Raw genomic sequence first — 20816 nt, 5'->3', positions numbered from 1 at the left:
TTAAACCCTTCTAAGCCCAGAGGACTAAACCTAGCTCATAGGGGCTAGAAAGATAGTCATGTTTAGGCAACACCCGCAGGGACAAACCCTGTAACCCACTCGCACCGTAAACCACATCACCCGTATAAATACTACGGTGGCTTTCGTCAGTGCCTTGATATTCCATCACGACCGGTAGACCGTTCATAATTTGCCCATCGGTGTTGATGGCTCCTTGATAGAGTTCCACTTGGACATCATCAGCACTCAGTCCGGCCAAATTAATCCGGGTTTTGACGGCAACCGATTGGTTGACCATCAAGTCGGCGGGGGCGGCGATATCAACATCTTCAATTTTGATGTCGTACCAGCGTTCAAATAGCTGCCGCTTCCAACTCGCTAGCTCTTTCGCTGGCTTGTAGGTGTCGCTCGTCATGGCAAAATGGCGATTACTGGCTGGGAAATAGCCGTTTATGGCGTAATCCCGCAGCATCCGTGCCGTGTTGAAGACCGGGGTATTGAACCGGATGGCATCTTTCATTTTTGCCACCCACCCTCTGGGAATTCCCTCGCTGTCACGATTGTAGAACAAGGGGACAACCTCTTCCTCGAACAATTCGTACAGAGCGTTGGCTTCGATCTGATCTTCGTATTCGGGGTCATCATAGGTTTCCCCATGACCAATCGGCCAGCCGGTGCGGACGTAATCCGCTTCATCCCACCATCCATCGAGAATGCTGAGATTGGGTAGACCATTCATCGCCCCTTTCATTCCAGAAGTTCCAGAGGCTTCTCTGGGGCGACGAGGCGTGTTCAACCAAACATCGCAACCGGCTACCATCATCCGCGCCAGATAAATGTCGTAGTCAGGGACAAAGACAACATGATCCCCAATCCCCGCTTCACGAACCTGGCGGATGATTTGGCGGATTAGTTCTTTCCCTGGCATGTCTTTCGGGTGGGCTTTACCGGCAATCACAAACTGGACTTGTCGGTCTTTATTAGCCCTCATGATTTTCTTAATCCGCTCCATGTCGCGCATGAACAGGTTGGCTCGTTTGTAAGTGGCAAACCGACGGGCAAAGCCAATGGTCAAAACGCTGGGATCGAGAACTTCGTGGACTTGAGCCAGTTCTGTTGGGGGTGCCCCGCGATCGCGTAAATGCTTGAGCATCCGCTCCCGTACATACACAACTAACTCCGAGCGCTGCCGCTCGTGATTGCGCCACAACTCCTCATCAGGAATTGAATTCACCCGCTCCCACAAAGGGTCATCGGCTCCTTTATCCGACCAGCTTGGCCCTAGGTAACGGTCATACAGTTCCTGCGTCGGCTTCGCCACCACGCTGCGAGCATGTACCCCGTTGGTAATCGATGTAATCGGCACTTCCGGCAGTGGCAGGTTCGGCCACAGCCCTTGGAACATCACCCGTGATACTTCTCCATGCAGCGCGCTCACCCCATTGGTATAACTGGCTGTCTTCAGCGCTAATGCCGCCATACTAAAGGGAGATGCCAGATCCGCTGGGTTCTCCCGTCCTAAACCGAGAAATTCCTCTCTCGATAAGCCAAAAATGTTGGCATAGTGACCCACATAGTACATGGCCTTATCGGGGGGAAACAGGTCAAACCCAGCAGAGACCGGTGTATGAGTCGTAAAAATTTGCGTTGATTGAGCAACCTGCTTTGCTTCATGGAAGCTCAGCCCTTCTTCCTGCATCAGCTTCCGGATGCGCTCTAGAATCAAAAAGGCCGAGTGACCTTCGTTGAGATGATAGACCGTTGGCTTGTATCCCAACGCTTGTAGGGCACGCATCCCCCCAATCCCTAACATCATCTCCTGGTGAATCCGCATATCCAGGTCGCCACCATACAACTCATCGGTGATGTCGTGGTCGTAGGGATTGTTCGGCTCAATATTCGTATCAAGGAGGTACAAGGGTACGGTTCCCACCTGTACTCGCCAGACACGGGCATAGACAGTACGGCCTGGATAGTCTACTTCGATCCGCAGCTCTGAACCATCGGCCTTCCGCTCTAGGTGGAGCGGCATATTGTAGAAATCGTTGATCGGATAGCGTTCCTGCTGCCAACCATCGGCATTAAGGTACTGGGCAAAATAGCCTTCCTGGTAAAGCAAACCAACCGCTACCAAAGGTAAACCTAGGTCAGAGGCTGACTTGAGGTGGTCTCCCGCTAGGACACCCAAGCCACCTGAATAGATGGGTAGACAATCCGTCAGACCATACTCAGCACAGAAGTAGGCATAACATTCAGTTTTCTCTCCTTTGTCGCGATGTTTGCGGTACCATGTCCGCTCTTTGAGGTAGTCGTCCAGCTGTCGAGAAGCTCGCTCCATTTGGGCCAGAAATCCTTCATCTTCTGCGACTTCCTGAAGCCGCGCTTGGCTGATGGTGCCCAGCATCAAGACAGGGTTGTGGCGGCTGGACTCCCACAAATCGCGGTCTAAACGTCGGAATAAATCTTTGGTCTCGACATTCCAATCCCAGTGGAGGTTGTAAGCCAGCTTCCGTAAGGGTTCCAGTGGCTTCGGTAAGGAAGGAGAGACGTTAAACGTGCGAATTGGCTGCATAAAGCGACAAAGTTCCAAGTCTTACTCGGATCATATTGTGTACTTACTTGTGCTGAAATTGAGAGACTTTAATACTCTTTTTGTCAACAAATGCTCACGAAACTGTTTTGAAGGTTGGGGATCAGGCGTTAGAACCCGTGTGGTAAACCTTATTTGTGTCCCTATAAACCCCATTTCACCTTGCTTGCGATCCTTTTATCCCGCTCGTCTCTGAAGAACGGCTGGAACGTAACACAACCAGGATGCGTCATGGATGAGCAAAGCCCAGCTAATACAGTCACAGACGGCTGGAGAGCGATGCCGTTTCCTTGATCCCAAGCCAAAAAAGGAAGCCACCTTTGGGTATGATTAAGAAAGTTATAGCGTTTTGTAACGCTGAATTCATTCTGCTGTTCATACTCTCTGGGAGATATCAATATGGTCACCCTCAAAATTGTGGTCTATATCGTTGTTAGTATCTTCGTGGCTCTATTTGTATTTGGCTTTTTGTCAAACGATCCGGCTCGTAACCCCAACCGACGGGATTTGGAGTAATTTACTCCAACGGTTAAGCGTAGCATGGTACTCTGGATGGCTGCGGCACCGATGGTGCTGGTCGTCTAGCAAGACCAAGAAGCTAATCGCTTCATCCCCCAGTCTGAAAGGGCGAGGCGTGCCTTGCCCTGGCAGTATTCAGGGCGGTGGACGCTCACGTTTCGGAGCCGTCCCTTCGACTCTTATTGTTGAAAGATGCCCCAACCCGTTCAACCGCCTGAAACCCCTGCAATTATCCAGCCCGTCACGACTCACGAGGCCGTCAATCTCGAACAATCTTCAATTGAGGCACCGGGCACGAGATTGAGTCGTTCCCTACCTAGCGGAACAATCCCTACACCCAGCCCGCCAGAGGCGTTTGCGCCAGAATTTTCCCCTTTGAAGGTTTATAAAAGCGCCGCCTTACTTGGTCCTCCTATTTCCGTCGGATATTCCAAAGCATCCCCTGAGGCTCCATTGATCGGTGAAGCCGTAGAGCCGGAAAGCGATCGCGCCCAGAGTCTCTCACGTTCCGCCGCGCTACCTTCCTCAACCCGTTCTTCCCCTACCGTTTTAGTCAGTCAAGGGAAAGCGCTTCAAGCCTCTGCGTCCTCGAACGTCTCACCATCTGATGCCTTAAGTGTGACACTGGGCACACAAAACGTGAAGCGTCTGGTGACTCAAGAGCGTGGGGGAGAGGCGAGAGAATTTGAGTTCAGTATTCCCAATCCAGAGACTCAACCCTCACCGGCAGAAGAAGTCGCACCCGCACCCAATCCCGACCAGGTTAACCCTCAACCCCCTTCCACCCCAGCACCCACGCCCAACGTACCCGATAATCCTTTCGGTACGGGCGGTGTGATTGAGTTAACGGCAGACCGCCAAGAGTATGATGATCAGCGAAAAGTAATTACAGCACAGGGCAATGTTGTGTTACGGTTTCGGGAAGCCTTACTCAATGCCGATCGCGTTGAAGTGAATTTGCCCAATCGGATTATCGTCGCTCAAGGCAATGTCGCCCTGACACGAGGACAGCAGGTGTTACGGGGTCAACGCTTTGAGTATTACTTTGTCCAAGATAGTGGCGTGATTTTAAATGCCAGTGGCGAGTTATATTCACCCACCGCCGGAACCGATCTTTCCTTCACGCCAACACCGGGGAGTACCGCCCCACCCCCCCAGCGACCGTTAAGCGATCGCATCGCCAGCGATCAACCCTTACAAGGGATCAGTAATCCCGGAGGTTATTCCTTTGTGGTGGGTGGCGGGAGTTCAGCCCAAAATTTATCTGTCCCGCCATCAGGGGGTACAATTAATCGCTTTCGCTATCAAGCTGAACGGGTGGATTTTGAAGGTTCAAATGCGATCGCTCGGAACGTGCGGATTACCAACGATCCCTTCTCACCGCCAGAGTTAGAGGTACGCGCCGATACCGCTCGATTTACACGGTTAGAGCCGTTGGTGGATGAAGTGGTCGCCTCTCGCCCCCGTCTTGTATTCGACCAAGGCTTTGAGCTGCCTTTGTTACGAAATCGCATCACCATTGACCGCCGTCCACGGGAACCGGCTCTGCTCAACTTTGGGTATGACGGAAATGATCGGGGTGGTTTGTTTGTTGAGCGATCGTTTGAGGTACTCAATACACCGAACCTGCGCTTTAGTGTCACACCCCAGTACTTTCTTCAGCGAGCTATCTTTGAGGAAGGCGTGATTGATCCATCGGTCTTTGGGGTCAGAGCTAGGCTGGATGGGACTCTTGGGCCACGAACAACGCTTACCGGACGTGCGGTTCTCACCACGTTCGATCCCACCGACTTTGAAGAAAATTTTCGCGGCAGTTTACGACTTCAGCAGATTATTGGCACGACTCTCCCCCATACCCTCAACCTGGAATCTAGCTATCGCGATCGCCTTTTTAATGGCTCCCTGGGTTTCCAGACCGTTCGGAGTAGCATTGGTGCTGTTATCACCTCACCTGTGATTCCCCTAGGGAATACGGGTATCAGCCTCACTTACCAGGCTGGTGCTCAATATATCAACGCCGATACGGATAGATTAGACTTACTTGAACCCAACCGCACTAATAATCGGATTAGTCTAGGGCGTTATCAAGGCAGCGTTTCTTTAAATAAGGGGTTTTTGCTTTGGCAGGGTCAAGCTTTACCGCCAACTCCCACAGAAGGGTTACGCTATACTCCAACCCCAGTGGTACCTTATTTAGCCCTCACGACAGGTGTCACAGGTGTTGCGAGTCTCTACAGTAACGGAGATACTCAACAATCTTTAAGTGGCACCATTGCACTGGTCGGCCAACTGGGTCATTTCTCTCGCCCTTATCTGGACTACACAGGTTTTAACATCGGCTACACCCAGGTAGCCCTTGGTAACAAATCACCCTTCCTCTTTGACCGAGTGGCAGATACTAAAGTTCTATCTGCGGGAATTACTCAGCAAGTTTACGGCCCGTTCCGGGTTGGGTTTCAGACATCTATTAATTTAGATACAGGTAAGGAGATCAGCACGGACTACCTATTGGAATATAGCCGTCGTACCTACAATATCCTCTTGCGCTTCAACCCAGTTCAGCAACTCGGTTCTATCAGCTTGCGGATTAACGACTTTAATTGGACTGGTAATCCACAACCTTTCGATGGTTCCAATGTGATACAGGGTGTGACTCGGTAAGTCCTGAGTGTGAAGGATGAAGGATTAAGCTTCATCCTTCATTCTTCATCCTTTATTTAAAAGGAAGAGCCGTTTGCGCGTCTAGGCATGATGGGGTTTTCCACAGCATCCCGGTACTGTTCAACTTCAGCCGAATAAGCAATGGGCAGAACCGCTTCAACATTTTCGTGCGGACGAGGAATGATTACCCAAGACTCTAACGCACCACCGTAAACTCTTTCTACAGCCGCAATTCCAGCGTCCATAGCGGTTTTTACCTCCGAAACATCCCCGCGAATATTAACTGTAAAGCGAGCGCTCCCTACTCGGATATATCCCACTAAAGTGACTCTACCTGCTTTGACCATTGCATCTGCTGCGGCGAGTACAGCAGGAAAGCCCTTCGTTTCAATGGACCCAACTGCGACTGTTGACATTGCCAATCTCCTGAATCTGTTGAATGATATGAAGCCAAGAAATTATTGTACGAATGTTCCTTACCCCTTCTGGTGGAAATGACGATTGATTTTAGTCTTCCCATCCAGACTCGTTGAGCTTGGCAACCCCTGAATGCGACAGTTTGTCGTTTGACACCACCAAAACGCATTCTGCCAAATTGACTTGGCTGAAATCAGAGAGAAATTACCCCTTCAATCCTGAATTGGTTTTCAGGTCATCCTGTCTTTCTCAGCTATGCTCGTTTCTACTGCATTGTAGAGGTTTTATGCTCCGTCTCACTCCAGGAATAAATTTGGGATTGCTTTTCCTTTTGGCCTTAATTGCTGTTCCTGTTGCCGCCCATACTGTTGACATATCGGGTGATGTTGGCTCTTGAGGGAGAAGCACAGAGAATGTGTTCTGTTCTCGTGAACTCCTGATATACAAGCCCTCCAGCGATACTTCATCGAGTACAGGGGGGCTTACTGTAAAGATTCTGCGAGTCTCGTAAAGATTTATGACAGATTGGTGAGAGCATTAATGCCTATTTCTGTTAAATTTAAAGTTAATAAGTAAACGAAGGTTATCATTTTCATGCCATTTACTAAAGAAGAAGGCGGTCTAATCAATAATTTTGCTCCAGAAACCAAGACTTACTTGGCAGAGCCTCCGACAGGCGCTCAAAAACGAAATTATATTTTATTAGGTTTGGCAGCACTGGTACTCGTTGGGGGGTTAGTGTTCGTCGCTTACTCAGCCTCTGGTATGAGCTAGCCCCCGCGAGACAAAAGTACTGTGAGTACCAGCACAGCCAATTACTCAATTGGATTAGCTATTGCTCGCATCTAACGGTAGGATTGAGACTTGTGCAATTTAGGAGTTACCTAGCTCCTGTATGTTTTTAATCACATCCATCGCACTCTGGTAATTGTCTGTCCTACCGTTCTGTTTGAAAAGTTCGGCAGCTTTTTTCAAGTCTGCGATCGCATCTTGATAGTTTTTCAAAGTGAAGCGAGAGAGTCCTCGATTGTAATAGGCTTCGGCAAATTCGGGTTGAATCCGAATCGCTTGGGAGTAATCTTGAATAGCGGATTGATGCTGATTGAGGCGATTACGGGTTAAACCTCGGTTGTAAAACGCCCTAGCACTGTTGGGATTGAGGGAGAGCGCTTTCTCATAGTCAGCCAATGCGGCATCATGGTTTCCCAGTTCGTCGTGAGCATTCCCCCGGCTGACATAAGCGTTGTCACTGCTTTGATTCAGTTCAATGGCTTTGGTGGCATCAGCAATCGATTGTTGGTAATTTTTCAACACAAAATAGGTATAGCCTCGATTGCTGTAGGCTTGAGCAAATTTTGGGTTCAACCGAATCGCTTCAGTGTAGTCTGTGATTGCCTTTTCGTAACTACCTATCGTGTGATAAGCGTATCCACGATTATAATAAGTATCCGCATCTTTGGAGTCAAGTTGCAACGCCTGGTCAAAATCCGCAATCGCTCCTTGATAATTCCCCGCATTGAGTTTATCAACGCCTCGGTTATACAACTCCACAGCGCTCACCCCTTGCTGCTGCTGAGCGGCAATCAGCCCTGGAACAGGGGGAAGCTGGGCAAAAACGGCTTTAGGTAGTCCAACCAGAATGGTAGTAAATCCCAAAAAAGCGAGTGTTCGATAAGTCTGGTTCATAGTTTCCTCTAAGGCAGCATTCTTTCTCAAGTCGTTAGCTCAAGTTTTAGGTGAACGCCGTTAAAACTCTCCACTCTTGCCGAGTCGTTTCTACAGATCTAAGCCTTAACAACGGATTAAGACTCTTGTAATGAATATAATAGACCGTCAGAAAACACTATTTTCCTTCAATAACTTAACCCAAGCTTTGTCCCCTAAAGATGAGAAAATAAAGCAGCAGGATTCAACGGAGAGTAAAGATGCTCAAAGCAATTGCCGCACTAATGCTGCTGGTACTGAGCCTGGGTTTACATGGATGCGCTACCGGTATCAGCGGATTAAAAAGCTATGTCGATAGCACTGATGGCTATGAGTTTCTTTATCCCAATGGTTGGGTACCCATTCAAGTGACGACCGGACCTGATATTGTGTTCCGTGATTTGGTTGAGCAGACAGAAAACGTTAGCGTCATCTTTAGCGAAGTGCCAAAAGGGAAAACCCTGCAAGATTTGGGAACACCCGGAGAAGTGGGCTATCAGTTGCAAAAAAATGCGATCGCACCTCCAAATTCGGGTCGCCAAGCGGAATTGGTTAACGCCGAAGCGCGTGAGTCTGGGGATAAAACTTATTACCTTCTGGAATATAATGTCAAGCTTCCCAACCAAGAACGGCACAACCTTGCCAGCGTGGCGGTGAGTCGTGGCAAACTCTACACCTTTAATGCTTCAACCACGGAACGACGCTGGAATAAGATGCAGAATGTGTTTGAGCAAGTGGTTAAGTCTTTTTCAGTGTATTGAAGCTCTCAGAAGCTAACTCAATCAAAGATGCTTGCAGCGCAATGACAAACTGGAATTGCTGTAGGTGTATTAACTGAAGAACTCTGAGACCAAGTGTCCTCAAATTCTGGAGATTATGGGTATCCCAACCTTTGTATTAGCCTCCGCTTCGCCTGCTCGCAGACGCTTGTTGCAAAATGCTGGAATTGAACCAGTGGTTTGCTCAAGTGACTTTGATGAATCTCAAGTGCAATTAAATGACCCCCTGCCCTTGGTGGAGACTCTGGCGCGAAAAAAAGCCGAGACGGTTGCAGGTCAATTTAACGATGCCCTAATCTTGGGTTGTGATTCAGTGTTGAGCGTCAGGGGCGAAATTCATGGAAAACCAGCTAATGCCTCCGAAGCGATCGCCCGTTGGCAGCAAATGCGAGGGACGATGGGCGTACTGTATACGGGTCATGCCTTGATTGATGTCGCGAAAAAACAAACTGTAGTTCGCCACGGTACTACAAACGTCTACTTTGCCCATATCAGCGATCGCGCGATTCAAGCCTATGTCGCGACCGGTGAACCCTTGCAATGTGCTGGCTGCTTTGCATTGGAAGGTCAAGGCAGCCTGTTTGTGGAAAAAATAGAAGGTTGTCACACCAATGTGATTGGTCTTAGCTTGCCCCTACTGCGCCACATGCTGAGGCAATTGGGATATGACGCCACCGACTTCTGGTCATCAACTCCCAGTAATTAGACTCAACACCTAACACATTCGGATGGGATTGAAACCTGAAAATTGTTAAGGTGGGGCAGAGGTTTGCTATAGTCAAGGCACTTCTGGTCTAATATGCAACCTATCTTTATCGCTTGAGGCAAGCATCAGCGTATGGCAATCAGCGACGACTTCAAAGAACAACTCAAAGCAGGAAGGATTGTGGATGCCCTGACCCTGGCGCTGGGTGAAGCCGTTGAGTTGGAAATTACCACCTGGGTATCTTCATCCAAGAACTCAGAGACTAACACCCAAGCCGAAACAGCCAAGCCGACTCCCGATAGTCGGATGCGTACCCGCCTGAATATCGTAGATGGTGCGATCGATAATGAAGTGGGCAGTCGGTTCATTGGGAATGGCCCTTATACCGAACTTCGAGAATTTCACATGGAGCAAGTTCAACAAGGACGCCAAATTATTCAGCACAATTTGGAAAACTTACAACAACTGTTTACTGTTCTGACCCATACCTTAACCCACCTACCATCGGCATCACGCCGACTCGCGGATGGAAATTCTGTCCTCCCTCCCTCCGCTCCAGATAATAAACAGTAACAATTGACAATACAGAAACATTTTAGGCAGTTTCTTGGCCAGCGAACCGCCGATTTCAGTGGGGAGAGTATATATGGCGTCTAGCGATGACTTTAAAGCACAACTTAAGGCGGGTAACATTCCTGAGGCGCTGGCTTTAGCCCTCAGTGAAGCGGTTGAGTTGAAATTTACCACCTGGGTGCCCACAGAAGAGGATGTAGATACATCGGTTGCCAAACCCGGTCATCGCCTGCGTACCCGCATCAATATGATTGAGGGAGAGGTTGAACACGAGGTTGGTGAAGAATTTATCGGCAATGGTCGCTACCGGGAATTGAAGCAATTCCACCTGGAGCAAGTCGCTGGAGGCAGTCAGTTAATTGAGAACAATCTCAAGAGTTTGCAAAAGCTATTTGAGGTTTTAGTGGCTCTGCATTATCCAGATACAACCCTTCCGTTGATTGAGCCTGAATCCCTGGATAGGGAGAGTCAGCTATTGCCATCGGCAGAAGAAATCCCTGAGGCTAAGCCAGTCGTTGAGCCGACCGAGGGGGTAACAGATGCAATCATCACTCCAGACCTGGTAACCCAAGAAGATATCATTCCAGAGCCATCATCGGCCTCAGAACTCCCAATTTCTTCCCTCACACCATCGACAGAGAACGACCCAATATTGGTCGAGGAAGCCGATGAGGAGGAGGACGAAGATGACGATTGGGATGACTCTGTCTTAGATTTATTAGAGTCTTTGCCCGTCGCGCCACCCCCTAACTCAGATACACCTGAGTCAGACCTTCGTGAAAATTGGGAATGGACTGATACGGTTGAGGCAGAATCGGAAACTGAGCCAGAAGCATCAAACTTACCCGTCCATCAAGATTGGGAAAATCTCAGACCCGAAGATTTAGCTTCGCCCTCAGAAGCACAACCGCAGAACCTGGAATCTGATAGCTTTCCAGTTGAGCAGGATTTGAGAGAATTTGTTGCGGAACAATCGGAGTTTGAGCCAGAGGAATCCGACTCGCTAGAAACTCAGCATTGGGAAAATCTCATCAGTCGGGACGATGTTGCACCATTCCCAACCTCAGAATCACAGAACCTGGAAACCTCAATTTCTCCAGTGGATGAAGACTGGGGAGACTTCATGGAGGAAGAACCAGAGTCCGCTCAAGGGGAATTAAACTCCCTCGAAAATCAAGATTGGGCAACTCTCAAACGGGAAGATTTTGCATCGCCTTCCACCTCAGAACAGGACAATCTGGAAGCAAGAAGTCCAATGGATGAGGATTGGGGGGACTTCGTTGACCATGAAGCAGACACAGAGTTAGACAAACCCGTTCCCAATTTAGAGTCTTTGGACTTAGAAGAGGATGAAGAATGGGATGATTGGGTGATGGATGAGCCTCCGTCTTTAATTGAGGCACCGGTGGTCGATATGGAGTCTTTAGAGCTGGTAGAGGATGAGGACTGGGGAGACTTAGTGGAAGACACTGAACCCTTTGCCAATTCCTCTCTGGATGAGTTGAGTTCAAACTTAGAAGCCAGTCAGGATTGGGATGACTTTATGGCAGAAGAACTTGAACCTTCTGGAGTTTTGTTAGATCGAGATCACGATATAGGTACGGGTTTTGATTGGTCTGGAACCCTCGACGATTTGACCCCGGATGAGTCGCAGACAAACAATCTTAATCTCAACAATAACCAGTTTTCGCCAGATTCAGAGGGGTCACAAGCGTCTGAGCCAGGAGTTTCTCCCGAACTGTCTGATAAACTGACCGATCAAGAGCCAGACGCAGGCACTCAGCCGAAATCGGTTGACAAACAAGTACCACCCCCACCCCCCCCAAACTCGAATAGCTAGAAGTAGGTAGATTGATGGCGATGATCAATACTCAAAACCGAAAGCGAAAAAAGACGACAGACTTAGTCGTACCCCACTCCGACCACAGTAGACCTGCCACTTCTGGGTTGAATCGAAACCTCAATGAATTTTTGCAGTCCTTGGGGGAAGTTCTGATCGACATCACCGCCGTCGAAGTGAACACGATGGTGGTTGAGCAGATTACAGGGGACAAGTTTATCGCTTGGGAAGCCTACCGGGATATTTATCCGATCTCTGGGGAGTATTTGGAACAGCAGGGAATTCACGAGTCTTTGCGATCGCGCTATCTGGAATTACGCAAAACCCTGGAACTGGAGTACGCCTTGCTCCTGAGTGACCCATCCTCGGAGTTTTACGACCCCACCGTCCTCGATTCGACCTCAGGGGAAAACGCCATTCTTACCGATCCAACGGTAGAAATGCATCATATCCAAACACGGTTACCAGACCCGATCAGTCCCACCCATTCCGAAGAGATTCTCAAAGCTCAACGAGTCTTGAGAAACTGCCGCTTCTTACGAAGCTTACGAAAGATCAGTGAACTGAAAACCGCACTGGATAATCGAAACAAGGCTTTGTCCCGAACGCTAGCACAGCAACCGGGCTATGTTAAACCCGAAGTGCTGCAAAAAGCCGTCACCACGGATATAATTTATGCCCAAACCGTAATTCAGCTCGATGGTGATGTGATTAACCGCTACTCTCAGGAAATTTTGGATCATCCTCATCGGGATGTGATTCTCCAAATTCACAAAGAGGGTGTCACGGCGGGGGAAAAACAGTGGCGCGGATTGTTGGAATTTGTCATTAGTTTAGTACAAGCGTCGCTGCACTGGAATTCTGGCAAGGATGGGTCTTTCTGAGATTCAACGTAACCACAGGTGAGGATAGAATAAATTTCCCGTGCCGCATTCTATTTCCCGAAAGCACTCCCACAAGACTTGGGAACGTAGGGTTTTAAATTTAGAACCCTATATCCAATTTGAGCAAGAGCGAATTTCTCGTTCTCGCGTAGTATTTCACAGCATTCGCTTCAACCTCGATCAAGATGTTCTCCAGCAAATTCAATCAGCAAAAGAGGTGGGTTGCCGCCTTGACTTTTCTCCCAAGTTTTTAGCCGATTTGCGCTACTATGCTCTGATTGATGCACAAAACCACCTGCGGTCAGAATTAACGTTTTACACTTACTTTGTGCAGGGAGGTTACCCAGAAGCGCTGATGCGGAGTGTGATTTCCAGCGATGGAGAAGTCTTGCACCAAATTAAGAGTAATTGTCTAGAATATCCTGAGTTTTGTCGCCAAATTACTTTGGCTCATCATTGGCTAATCAATCAACTGCTGAGTCAGCTACATCTGAAGGGTTTGGTCAAAGGGAAGCTACTGGTTCGGGTGCTATCTTGGTTGACGGTAGTTGCGATCGCGCTTTTGTGGATACCCCTGCTCATTCAAATAAATCCATGGCTTTTATGGGTCATGCTATTCGCGGCGTTGCTTTTGCAACGGGTGTTACAAAACCTGATTTGGCTACGATTACCGTCCTTGAGCCGCTGGATATGGCGTAAACTCTTATCGGGCTTACTCTCCCATAAGCCCTTAGATCAAACAATTGCTAAAGGTATTCTCGCTCGTTTAGTCCCTTAATCGAAAATTATCCCGACTAGAGAGAAGAGCAAGAGAAAGATGGTTTGGAGACGCATTTCTACCAAGCCATGAAATTGTTTAAAACTCTGTTAATAGTTCTGGATATTGTATTAGCGTTAGCGGCGGCTTATGTTCTGTTTCCCACTTTGATTGAAGCAGCGGCAACTATACCCATTGCACTCGCGGTTCTTTTGGGGGCTGGCCTGATGCTAGCGATTTATGGAGATTAGGGTGTGAAGGATTCTTAGGGTCTTTGTACCATGAACTCCATAAATTGTCAATCCTTTTTGAAGTTCATACTCAGCATTGATTCCAGGAAATTATAAAGATTTGATGGTCTTATGGACAGACTCTTCTCAAAACTTTACCTAACTTAATAAAATAAAGGAGTCGGCAACGATAGGTATTTATTCTCAGTAATGATTAATAGTCAATTTCCCTGGCTGACCACTATTATTCTGTTGCCCCTATTAGCAGCTTTAGCGATTCCTGTCCTACCCGATAAAGAAGGTAGAACCGTCCGCTTGTATGCCCTAGGGGTGGGTTTAATTGATTTTGCCTTAACGATTTACACCTTTTGCAACCACTACAATTTACAAAGCTCCACATTCCAACTGGTTGAAACTTATCCCTGGATACCCCAGTTGGGATTGAATTGGTCAGTTGCCGTCGATGGTTTGTCAATGCCACTGATTGTCCTGACTGGTTTAGTGACAACCTTGGCTACCCTTGCTGCCTGGAGAGTCACCCAGAAACCCAAGCTGTTTTATGCCCTCCTCTTGATTCTGTATAGCGCCCAGATTGGCGTGTTTGCGGCTCAGGATTTACTCTTATTCTTCTTAATTTGGGAACTAGAACTAGTTCCGGTTTATCTGCTGATTTCCATCTGGGGCGGTAAAAAGCGTCTCTATGCAGCGACCAAGTTTATTCTTTATACCGCAGCCGGCTCAATCTTTATCTTGGTAGCGGCCTTAGCGATGGCCTTTTATGGCGATACCGTTACCTTTGATATGCAACAGCTAGCCCACAAGCACTATCCCATCGCCCTAGAACTCTTAGCTTATACCGGCTTTTTAATTGCCTTCGGCGTCAAACTCCCGATATTCCCCTTACATACCTGGTTGCCGGATGCTCACAGCGAAGCTTCTGCCCCCATTTCCATGATTTTAGCGGGTGTGCTGCTGAAAATGGGCGGTTATGGGCTGATTCGCATGAATATGGAAATGCTGCCCAATGCCCATATTCACTTTGCTCCCGTACTCGCGATTTTGGGTATTGTGAATATCGTATATGGGGCATTCACTGCCTTTGCTCAAGAGAATCTCAAGCGTCGGCTGGCTTACTCTTCAATTTCCCACATGGGCTTTGTTCTGGTTGGCATTGCTTGTTTCAACGACTTGGGCATCAACGGTGCGATGCTGCAAATGCTCTCTCACGGGCTGATTGCGGCTGCACTCTTCTTCCTATCGGGTGTTGCCTATGATCGCACACACACCTTGTGGATGGAAGAAATGGGTGGAATGGCGAAAACCATGCCCAAAGCGTTTGCTCTGTTTACTGCGGGTTCGATGGCGTCTCTTGCGTTGCCAGGGATGAGTGGGTTTGTGGGCGAGTTGTCGATATTCCTGGGAATTACCACCAGTGATGCTTACAATCCAGCCTTCAAAGTGGTGATGGTTTTGTTAGCCGCCGTGGGATTAATCCTCACCCCGATTTATCTACTTTCCATGCTGCGTCGCGTGTTTTATGGAAACGCGAATCCCGAACTGAAGCTAGAGAAATATTTGGGTGATGTCAATCCTCGCGAAATCTTTATCACCGCTTGCTTACTCCTACCGATTATTGGCATTGGTCTGTATCCAAAAATGCTGACGCAGACTTATGATGTGAAAACGGTAGCGATCGCGAATCAAGTGCGTCATGCGTTGCCTGTGATTGCTCAAGAGCGTTCTCGTTTGTATTCTGAAAGAGTTACAGCACCCCAGCTACCAACACATCAACCTCAGTCATTGTTGGGTATTGTTCAACCCATTCCGGGTTCGCGGTAAACCTACAAATTCCAATCTAGATACTTGCTAGGGTGCGTGACATGTTGTTAGCGCACCCTAGCATTTTTTAATTTTATAAACATGACGAGAAAACATGAATTATGTGAAGCAAATTACTGCTAGATCAATTAAAATTTACATTCCCTTGTACTAGGGTTAAAAGAGCATCATTTGAAAAAAAGTTAAGCGATTTTTCGGCTTTGAAGGAGATAAGTGGTCATCTCCCCTTTACCTTTAATCGGGATAGAGCCTCGCTCTTTAAAAGAGTATTTATTTTGTAAGATCTTATAGGTTGTTGAAGAGACTTGAATGCAACCCGGTAAACCGAAAGATTCCATACGGCTAGCGATATTCACCGTATCTCCCCATAGATCGTAGATAAACTTGTTCATCCCAATCACCCCCGCTACGACGGGACCAGTATTTATCCCGATTCGCATCGTTAACGGCTCATCGGTATCTCCTTGAAATTGAGTAACAACATCCAGCATATCGATCGCCATTTCTGCGATCGCTTCAGCATGATTGCTGCATGGTATCGGCAAGCCCCCAACCGCCATATAGGCATCACCAATCGTTTTAATTTTTTCTACACCATGCTGTTGGGCTAATCGATCAAAAGCAGAGAAGATCTGATTGAGCAAAGTGACGATTTTGATGGGCGTGTGATCAGCCGAAAGCCGGGTAAAATCAACAATGTCAGCAAACAGGACAGTGACTTCTGGAAAGCTATCGGCAATGATTTGTTGTCCCTGTTTCAACTTCTCAGCCACGGGCATGGGCAAAATGCTAAGTAGTAAGCGCTCGGTTCGTCCCTGTTCAGCTTGCAATTGCTGGAGATAAAATTGCTCCTGATCACGTAACCATTTCTTCTCCAAACAGTTTCTAATCCGGGCGGCAAGCAATACCGCATTGAAGGGCTTAGGGAGATAATCCTCAGCTCCCAGCTCAATACATTCCACCACACTATTAATATCATCCACCGCTGAAATCACAATCACGGGGATATGGCGCAGGTTGGGGTCGTTTTTGAGATGCTCTAACACTTGATAGCCATTCATTTTCGGCATCATAATATCAAGCAGCACCAGATCAAACGGCTCTTGTGCCATCAGCTCTAGTGCTTTGATACCATCTTCGGCTACAGTAACCGTGTGCCCCTGTCGTCGCACCCGACGCGCCAACAAGTCGCGGTTCGCTTCATTATCATCAACGACCAACACACGGCCTTGTTCAGGTTTCATGAGGTAACTTTTTTCTCTAATAGCGCCTGAATCTTAGCGAGTAAACGCGAAAACTCGACGGGTTTAGTATCGTAGTCGTCGCATCCGACCTCTAAGCATTTTTCGCGATCGCCCGCCATGGCATGAGCCGTCAGGGCAATAATGGGAATCCCACCGGTTTCAGGTGCGGCTTTGAGTTGCTGTGTCGCTTGCCAACCATCCATGACCGGTAAACTCATATCCATCAAGATTAGATCAGGCTGCTGTGACTGAGCCAGCTCAATGCCCTGTATCCCATCCAGGGCAATCAAAACTTCATGCCCCTTACGCTGCAAACGTCGAGATAACATATCTCGGTTCATCTCGTTGTCTTCAACCAACAGGATCTTCGACATGAATCCTCTTCTTTTCCCAAATAACGGCTCTTATAAAGAGAGCTAAACATCAGTCTTTGGAGTGTCCTAGTGCAGGATGACAGAAATAACTATTCAGTTGAAAAAGGTTAAAAAGCTTACTGTATCAACTTTCTTCCCTTCTGCCTCCTGCCTTGGAGCCTCTTGCCTTCTTTTTAGCTAATAGAACCCGATACCAGCTTCCGCACTTGGCTCAGCAACTCCTCGCGAGTGTAAGCTTCCTTTTCTAGGATATTTTCCACATAGCCATTGAGCTGTTGCCGATCTTCTGCGGTGATTTCTTTCGCCGTCAAGATCACAACCGGAATCGAACGCCATGCTTCATTTTGTTGCAACACATTGACAAAGGTAAACCCGTCCATTTGAGGCATCATCAAGTCCAGCAAGATTAACTCAGGTTGTTGGTTTGCCATTTGCTCCAAGGCAACCTGACCGTTTTCAGCTTCCATCACCGTCCATTGTTCTTTCTCCAACATCCGGCGCATCATCTCGCGAGTGGGTGCATCGTCCTCAACCAGCAAGAGTCGGCAGGGGTGATGCTCACCTCGATATTTATTGAGAATAGCGCCTAAGCGATCGCGGTCAATCGGTTTTGTTAAATAATCCGATGCACCTAATGCATAACCTATATTCTTGTTATCCACAATCGTGAGCATAATTACCGGAATATGCGCTAATTCAGGATTAGCCTTGAGTCCCGACAACACAGCCCAGCCATCCATTCTGGGCATCATTACATCCAGCGTGATGGCATCCGGTTGTAATTCCTGCGCTAAGAGCAACCCCTCCTCTCCACTAAAGGCACTGGCTACCCGAAATCCTTCCTTGCACAGAAAGCGATGCATCAAGTCATGCACCGTTGGGTCGTCATCAATCACGAGAATGGTTTTGGCTCCAGGAGGTGCTAGAGTCGATTTCAATGGCAACGATGGAGTAGGCTGAGCTTTGGGGTCGAAGACGATTGTCGGCAGGTGAATGGTAAACGTAGACCCTTTGCCCACCTCGCTTTCCACCGTTACATCTCCTCCCATCATCTGGCAGAGTTTCTTGGTAATGGCTAACCCCAATCCAGTGCCACCATACTGGCGCGTCGTTGAAGCATCCGCCTGAGTAAACGCCTCAAATAACCTCGACATTTGTTCCGAAGTCATGCCAATCCCCGTGTCTGTTACGCGGAAGGTGATCCAATCTGGGCTAATCACGGGGACAGGGGATGAGGACGTGGTGATTGATTCCCCATCTTGAATTGAGATTAAAGAATTCTCCCCATCTGTGCCTCTTTCCCGACTCACTGTCAGGGTAATCGTACCTTGTTGGGTAAACTTGCAGGCATTGCTTAGGAGGTTAAATAGACTCTGACGCACTTTAGTCAAATCAGCGTGCATCGAGCCGAGTTCGTTACCAAACTGTATTTTGAGGGTATTGTTGTTCTTATCGACCAAAGGTTGGAGAGTCGTCACTACATCATCAGCCATCGCCGAGATATCAAACGTTTCCAGATACAGTTCCATCCGACCGGCTTCAATCTTCGAGAGGTCGAGAATGTCATTAATCAGTCCGAGTAAGTGCTTACCGGCGGCGTGAATCTTTTGCAAGTCAGGAATAAAGTCTTCTTGTTCTAAATCTTCAGCTTCCTCTTGCAACATTTCACTGTAACCAATAATTGCATTGAGGGGTGTACGCAGTTCATGGCTCATGTTGGCGAGGAATTGGCTTTTGGCACAGTTGGCAATTTCTGCCGCTTCTTTAGCCTGTCGAAGTTCGGCTTTGACTCGTTCGCGTTCGGTAATATCGTTAATCAGCGAAGTGACGCCCATCACCTTGCCGTCATCGTTGAGTAATACTGTGTTGTACCAATCACAAATGATGACACTGCCGTCTTTCGTGACATTTTCATTGGTACTCCGAGTCCCACCTTGTTGTGAGAGAAGGGCTTGCCAGACTTGGTTCACCTGCTCTTTGACATTTTCGGGCACAATTAATCCAGCCGCATGGCGACCGATGGCTTCGCTTTTGCTGTAACCAAAAATAACTTGTGCTGCCGGATTCCATTCCACCACTTCAAAATTTACATTCCACTCAATTACGGCTAGAGAGGTGTGTTCTAAATGGAATGAAAGTCTTTGTTGGGATTGTATCAGTTCTTCTTCTGCTTGTTTGCGACGAGTGATATCTTGAACGGCACCTTCGTAGTAAAGGATTTTTCCCTTGGTATCTCGGACGGCACGAGCACTCTCTGAAATCCAGATCATTTTGCCGTTTTTGCCATAGATTTGAGACTCGAAATCAGATACCGTGCCATGTTCTTGAATCAACTGTTTGAACTCAATTCTGCGGTTAGGGTCAACGTAAAGTTGTTCTGAAATATTAGTAAGATTGGCAATTAATTCCTCCGGTGATTCGTAACCATAGATGCGGGCGAGAGCAGGATTGGCGCTTAGATAATGCCCATCAAGGGTAGTCTGAAAAATTCCATCGACGGCATTCTCAAAAATAGTGCGATATTTCTCTTCAGTTTCTCGCAGAGCGTTCTCCGATTGTCGGCGCTTGTTCTGACTGCGGGTAAAAGCCCACAAAACATAAAGAATCACTGCCAGGACAAGCAAGGAAAAAGCCAAAACTCGATATTTTTTCCAAGAAAAAGCATTAATGCGTTGTTCTAATAACCCATCGAGAGCTATAGATACTTGGTCATAAAGTTTAAATTGTGTACCAACGGCTTTAGTGGCTTCCTCAAAATAGTTATCGAATTGAATATCAATGGTTTGAGGAAGAATTATTTTTTGTTCTACTAAATCCAAAAATACATCTGTAGAAGTGAAACTTTCTTGAGCGTAAACCTCTAGTTTATTTTTGAGGTTAGGATTTTTGGTGAGAGAGACTTGTAAACCCCGACGTAATGACTTGTTTGGAGCTTCTATCCAGCCTAATAGAATGGTGATTTTAGTTTTTTCCTCGGCGGTGATCTGCTTTTGCACAATTGCACCTGTGCCCAACCCTCTAATCTGAGCCATATTTTCAGTCATCGAGGGGAGCTTGATTACTGCCGCATCCATCAGATAATAACTATCTAGCACCGGATCGAGAATCAGATTGGACATGTCTCCCACATGGGAAATCAACGTGAGAATGTCAGCAATTAACGCCGTGTGTGCATCAAAGCTGTCTTGAGGATTCAGACTCAGCGCCTTACCTTTTAGTGCCTGCCACTTTGCCTTTAACTTTATCCATTGTTCTGTGGTTTTAAGTGTGCTACCGATCTGTTGATCAACCCTATCAATGGCTCTGATATCATCTTCGATTTCAAACCGTTTTAAATTAATTTGTTGCTCAAAAGAAGTACCCCCTTTTAAATAACCATTAACCATCCCTCGATGCTGTTGTACATCTTCTAAAAGTTGTCTAACAGGCTGGTTATACTGAAGTCCCAATCTCTCTTTTTGGGCAAACTTAATTCCTATATCAATTTCTGCTAGCAGTTGATAAACGACTACGGCAAAGGGCAGCAAAAAAATGAGAAGTAAGCCAATTAAGCTGACTTTTCCAATGACTGGCTGATTGAGCTTTTTTTTCAAGGGGATAATCTCCTGTTTTTATGAGAAATGGAACTGAGCGAGACTCAACATGTTTCGCCCAGGCTGGTTATTCGCGTTTATCTCGGTAATGTTGAATGAAAAACCG

Annotated in this window: 17 protein-coding genes; 11 read left to right on the top strand and 6 right to left on the bottom strand. The window is 47.5% G+C overall.

The genetic code is table 11. The annotated features are described in order from the left end of the window. Positions 1-10: 10 nt before the first annotated feature. Positions 11-2572 (bottom strand): alpha-glucan family phosphorylase, encoded by a 2562-nt coding sequence (gene glgP / locus MIC7113_RS20120; protein ID WP_041780145.1) that lies wholly within the window; start codon positions 2570-2572, stop codon positions 11-13. 417 nt (positions 2573-2989) lie between these two features. Between glgP and MIC7113_RS20110 the strand changes: the two genes are divergently transcribed. Continuing rightward, positions 2990-3106, top strand: a complete 117-nt coding sequence (locus tag MIC7113_RS20110; protein WP_015184013.1) for a photosystem II reaction center protein I — start codon at positions 2990-2992, stop codon at positions 3104-3106. Between the two features lie 195 nt (positions 3107-3301). After that, the gene (locus MIC7113_RS20105) at positions 3302-5770 is read left to right on the top strand and encodes a DUF3769 domain-containing protein (protein ID WP_015184012.1); all 2469 of its coding nucleotides are present in this window, start codon (positions 3302-3304) and stop codon (positions 5768-5770) included. Between the two features lie 56 nt (positions 5771-5826). Here MIC7113_RS20105 and MIC7113_RS20100 read toward each other — a convergent pair whose 3' ends face one another. Next, the gene (locus MIC7113_RS20100; protein WP_015184011.1) at positions 5827-6186 is read right to left on the bottom strand and encodes a carbon dioxide-concentrating mechanism protein CcmK; all 360 of its coding nucleotides are present in this window, start codon (positions 6184-6186) and stop codon (positions 5827-5829) included. 595 nt (positions 6187-6781) lie between these two features. Between MIC7113_RS20100 and psb34 the strand changes: the two genes are divergently transcribed. Continuing rightward, on the top strand, positions 6782-6961 hold the full coding sequence (gene psb34 / locus MIC7113_RS20095) for a photosystem II assembly protein Psb34 (RefSeq protein ID WP_015184010.1): 180 nt from the start codon (positions 6782-6784) through the stop codon (positions 6959-6961). Positions 6962-7060: 99 nt separating this feature from the next. Here psb34 and MIC7113_RS20090 read toward each other — a convergent pair whose 3' ends face one another. Continuing rightward, positions 7061-7873, bottom strand: coding sequence for a tetratricopeptide repeat protein (locus MIC7113_RS20090; protein ID WP_015184009.1), 813 nt, complete (start codon positions 7871-7873; stop codon positions 7061-7063). Positions 7874-8112: 239 nt separating this feature from the next. On the opposite strand from MIC7113_RS20090, the gene psbP reads away from it, so the two are divergent. The 8 genes from psbP (at position 8113) to MIC7113_RS20055 (ending at position 15499) form a co-directional block, all read left to right on the top strand. Next, the gene (psbP, locus tag MIC7113_RS20085) at positions 8113-8652 is read left to right on the top strand and encodes a photosystem II reaction center PsbP (RefSeq protein WP_015184008.1); all 540 of its coding nucleotides are present in this window, start codon (positions 8113-8115) and stop codon (positions 8650-8652) included. A gap of 115 nt (positions 8653-8767) precedes the next feature. Beyond that, complete coding sequence (locus tag MIC7113_RS20080) at positions 8768-9376, top strand: Maf family protein (protein ID WP_015184007.1); 609 nt, start codon at positions 8768-8770, stop codon at positions 9374-9376. Between the two features lie 132 nt (positions 9377-9508). Beyond that, the gene (locus MIC7113_RS20075) at positions 9509-9949 is read left to right on the top strand and encodes a hypothetical protein (protein WP_015184006.1); all 441 of its coding nucleotides are present in this window, start codon (positions 9509-9511) and stop codon (positions 9947-9949) included. Between the two features lie 73 nt (positions 9950-10022). Then, complete coding sequence (locus MIC7113_RS33625) at positions 10023-11789, top strand: hypothetical protein (RefSeq protein WP_015184005.1); 1767 nt, start codon at positions 10023-10025, stop codon at positions 11787-11789. 14 nt (positions 11790-11803) lie between these two features. Continuing rightward, on the top strand, positions 11804-12673 hold the full coding sequence (locus tag MIC7113_RS20065) for a hypothetical protein (RefSeq protein ID WP_015184004.1): 870 nt from the start codon (positions 11804-11806) through the stop codon (positions 12671-12673). A 40-nt stretch (positions 12674-12713) separates the two neighbouring features. Then, positions 12714-13451 (top strand): hypothetical protein, encoded by a 738-nt coding sequence (locus MIC7113_RS20060; protein WP_015184003.1) that lies wholly within the window; start codon positions 12714-12716, stop codon positions 13449-13451. Positions 13452-13519: 68 nt separating this feature from the next. Next, on the top strand, positions 13520-13681 hold the full coding sequence (locus tag MIC7113_RS36690; protein ID WP_155898056.1) for a hypothetical protein: 162 nt from the start codon (positions 13520-13522) through the stop codon (positions 13679-13681). A gap of 189 nt (positions 13682-13870) precedes the next feature. Continuing rightward, positions 13871-15499 (top strand): NAD(P)H-quinone oxidoreductase subunit 4, encoded by a 1629-nt coding sequence (locus MIC7113_RS20055; RefSeq protein ID WP_015184001.1) that lies wholly within the window; start codon positions 13871-13873, stop codon positions 15497-15499. Between the two features lie 182 nt (positions 15500-15681). Here MIC7113_RS20055 and MIC7113_RS20050 read toward each other — a convergent pair whose 3' ends face one another. The 3 genes from MIC7113_RS20050 to MIC7113_RS33620 all read right to left on the bottom strand — a co-directional run bounded on the left by MIC7113_RS20050 (position 15682) and on the right by MIC7113_RS33620 (position 20710). After that, complete coding sequence (locus MIC7113_RS20050; protein ID WP_015184000.1) at positions 15682-16743, bottom strand: adenylate/guanylate cyclase domain-containing protein; 1062 nt, start codon at positions 16741-16743, stop codon at positions 15682-15684. Continuing rightward, positions 16740-17117: a response regulator gene (locus MIC7113_RS20045; RefSeq protein WP_015183999.1), complete on the bottom strand. Its 378-nt coding sequence runs from the start codon at positions 17115-17117 to the stop codon at positions 16740-16742. Before MIC7113_RS20045 ends, MIC7113_RS20050 begins: the two co-directional genes overlap by 4 nt. Positions 17118-17290: 173 nt before the next feature. After that, on the bottom strand, positions 17291-20710 hold the full coding sequence (locus MIC7113_RS33620) for a response regulator (RefSeq protein ID WP_015183998.1): 3420 nt from the start codon (positions 20708-20710) through the stop codon (positions 17291-17293). Positions 20711-20816 lie beyond the last annotated feature (106 nt).

This window comes from Allocoleopsis franciscana PCC 7113, assembly GCF_000317515.1.
Lineage (GTDB): Bacteria > Cyanobacteriota > Cyanobacteriia > Cyanobacteriales > Coleofasciculaceae > Allocoleopsis > Allocoleopsis franciscana.
This window is presented reverse-complemented; position numbering and strand designations above follow the sequence as displayed.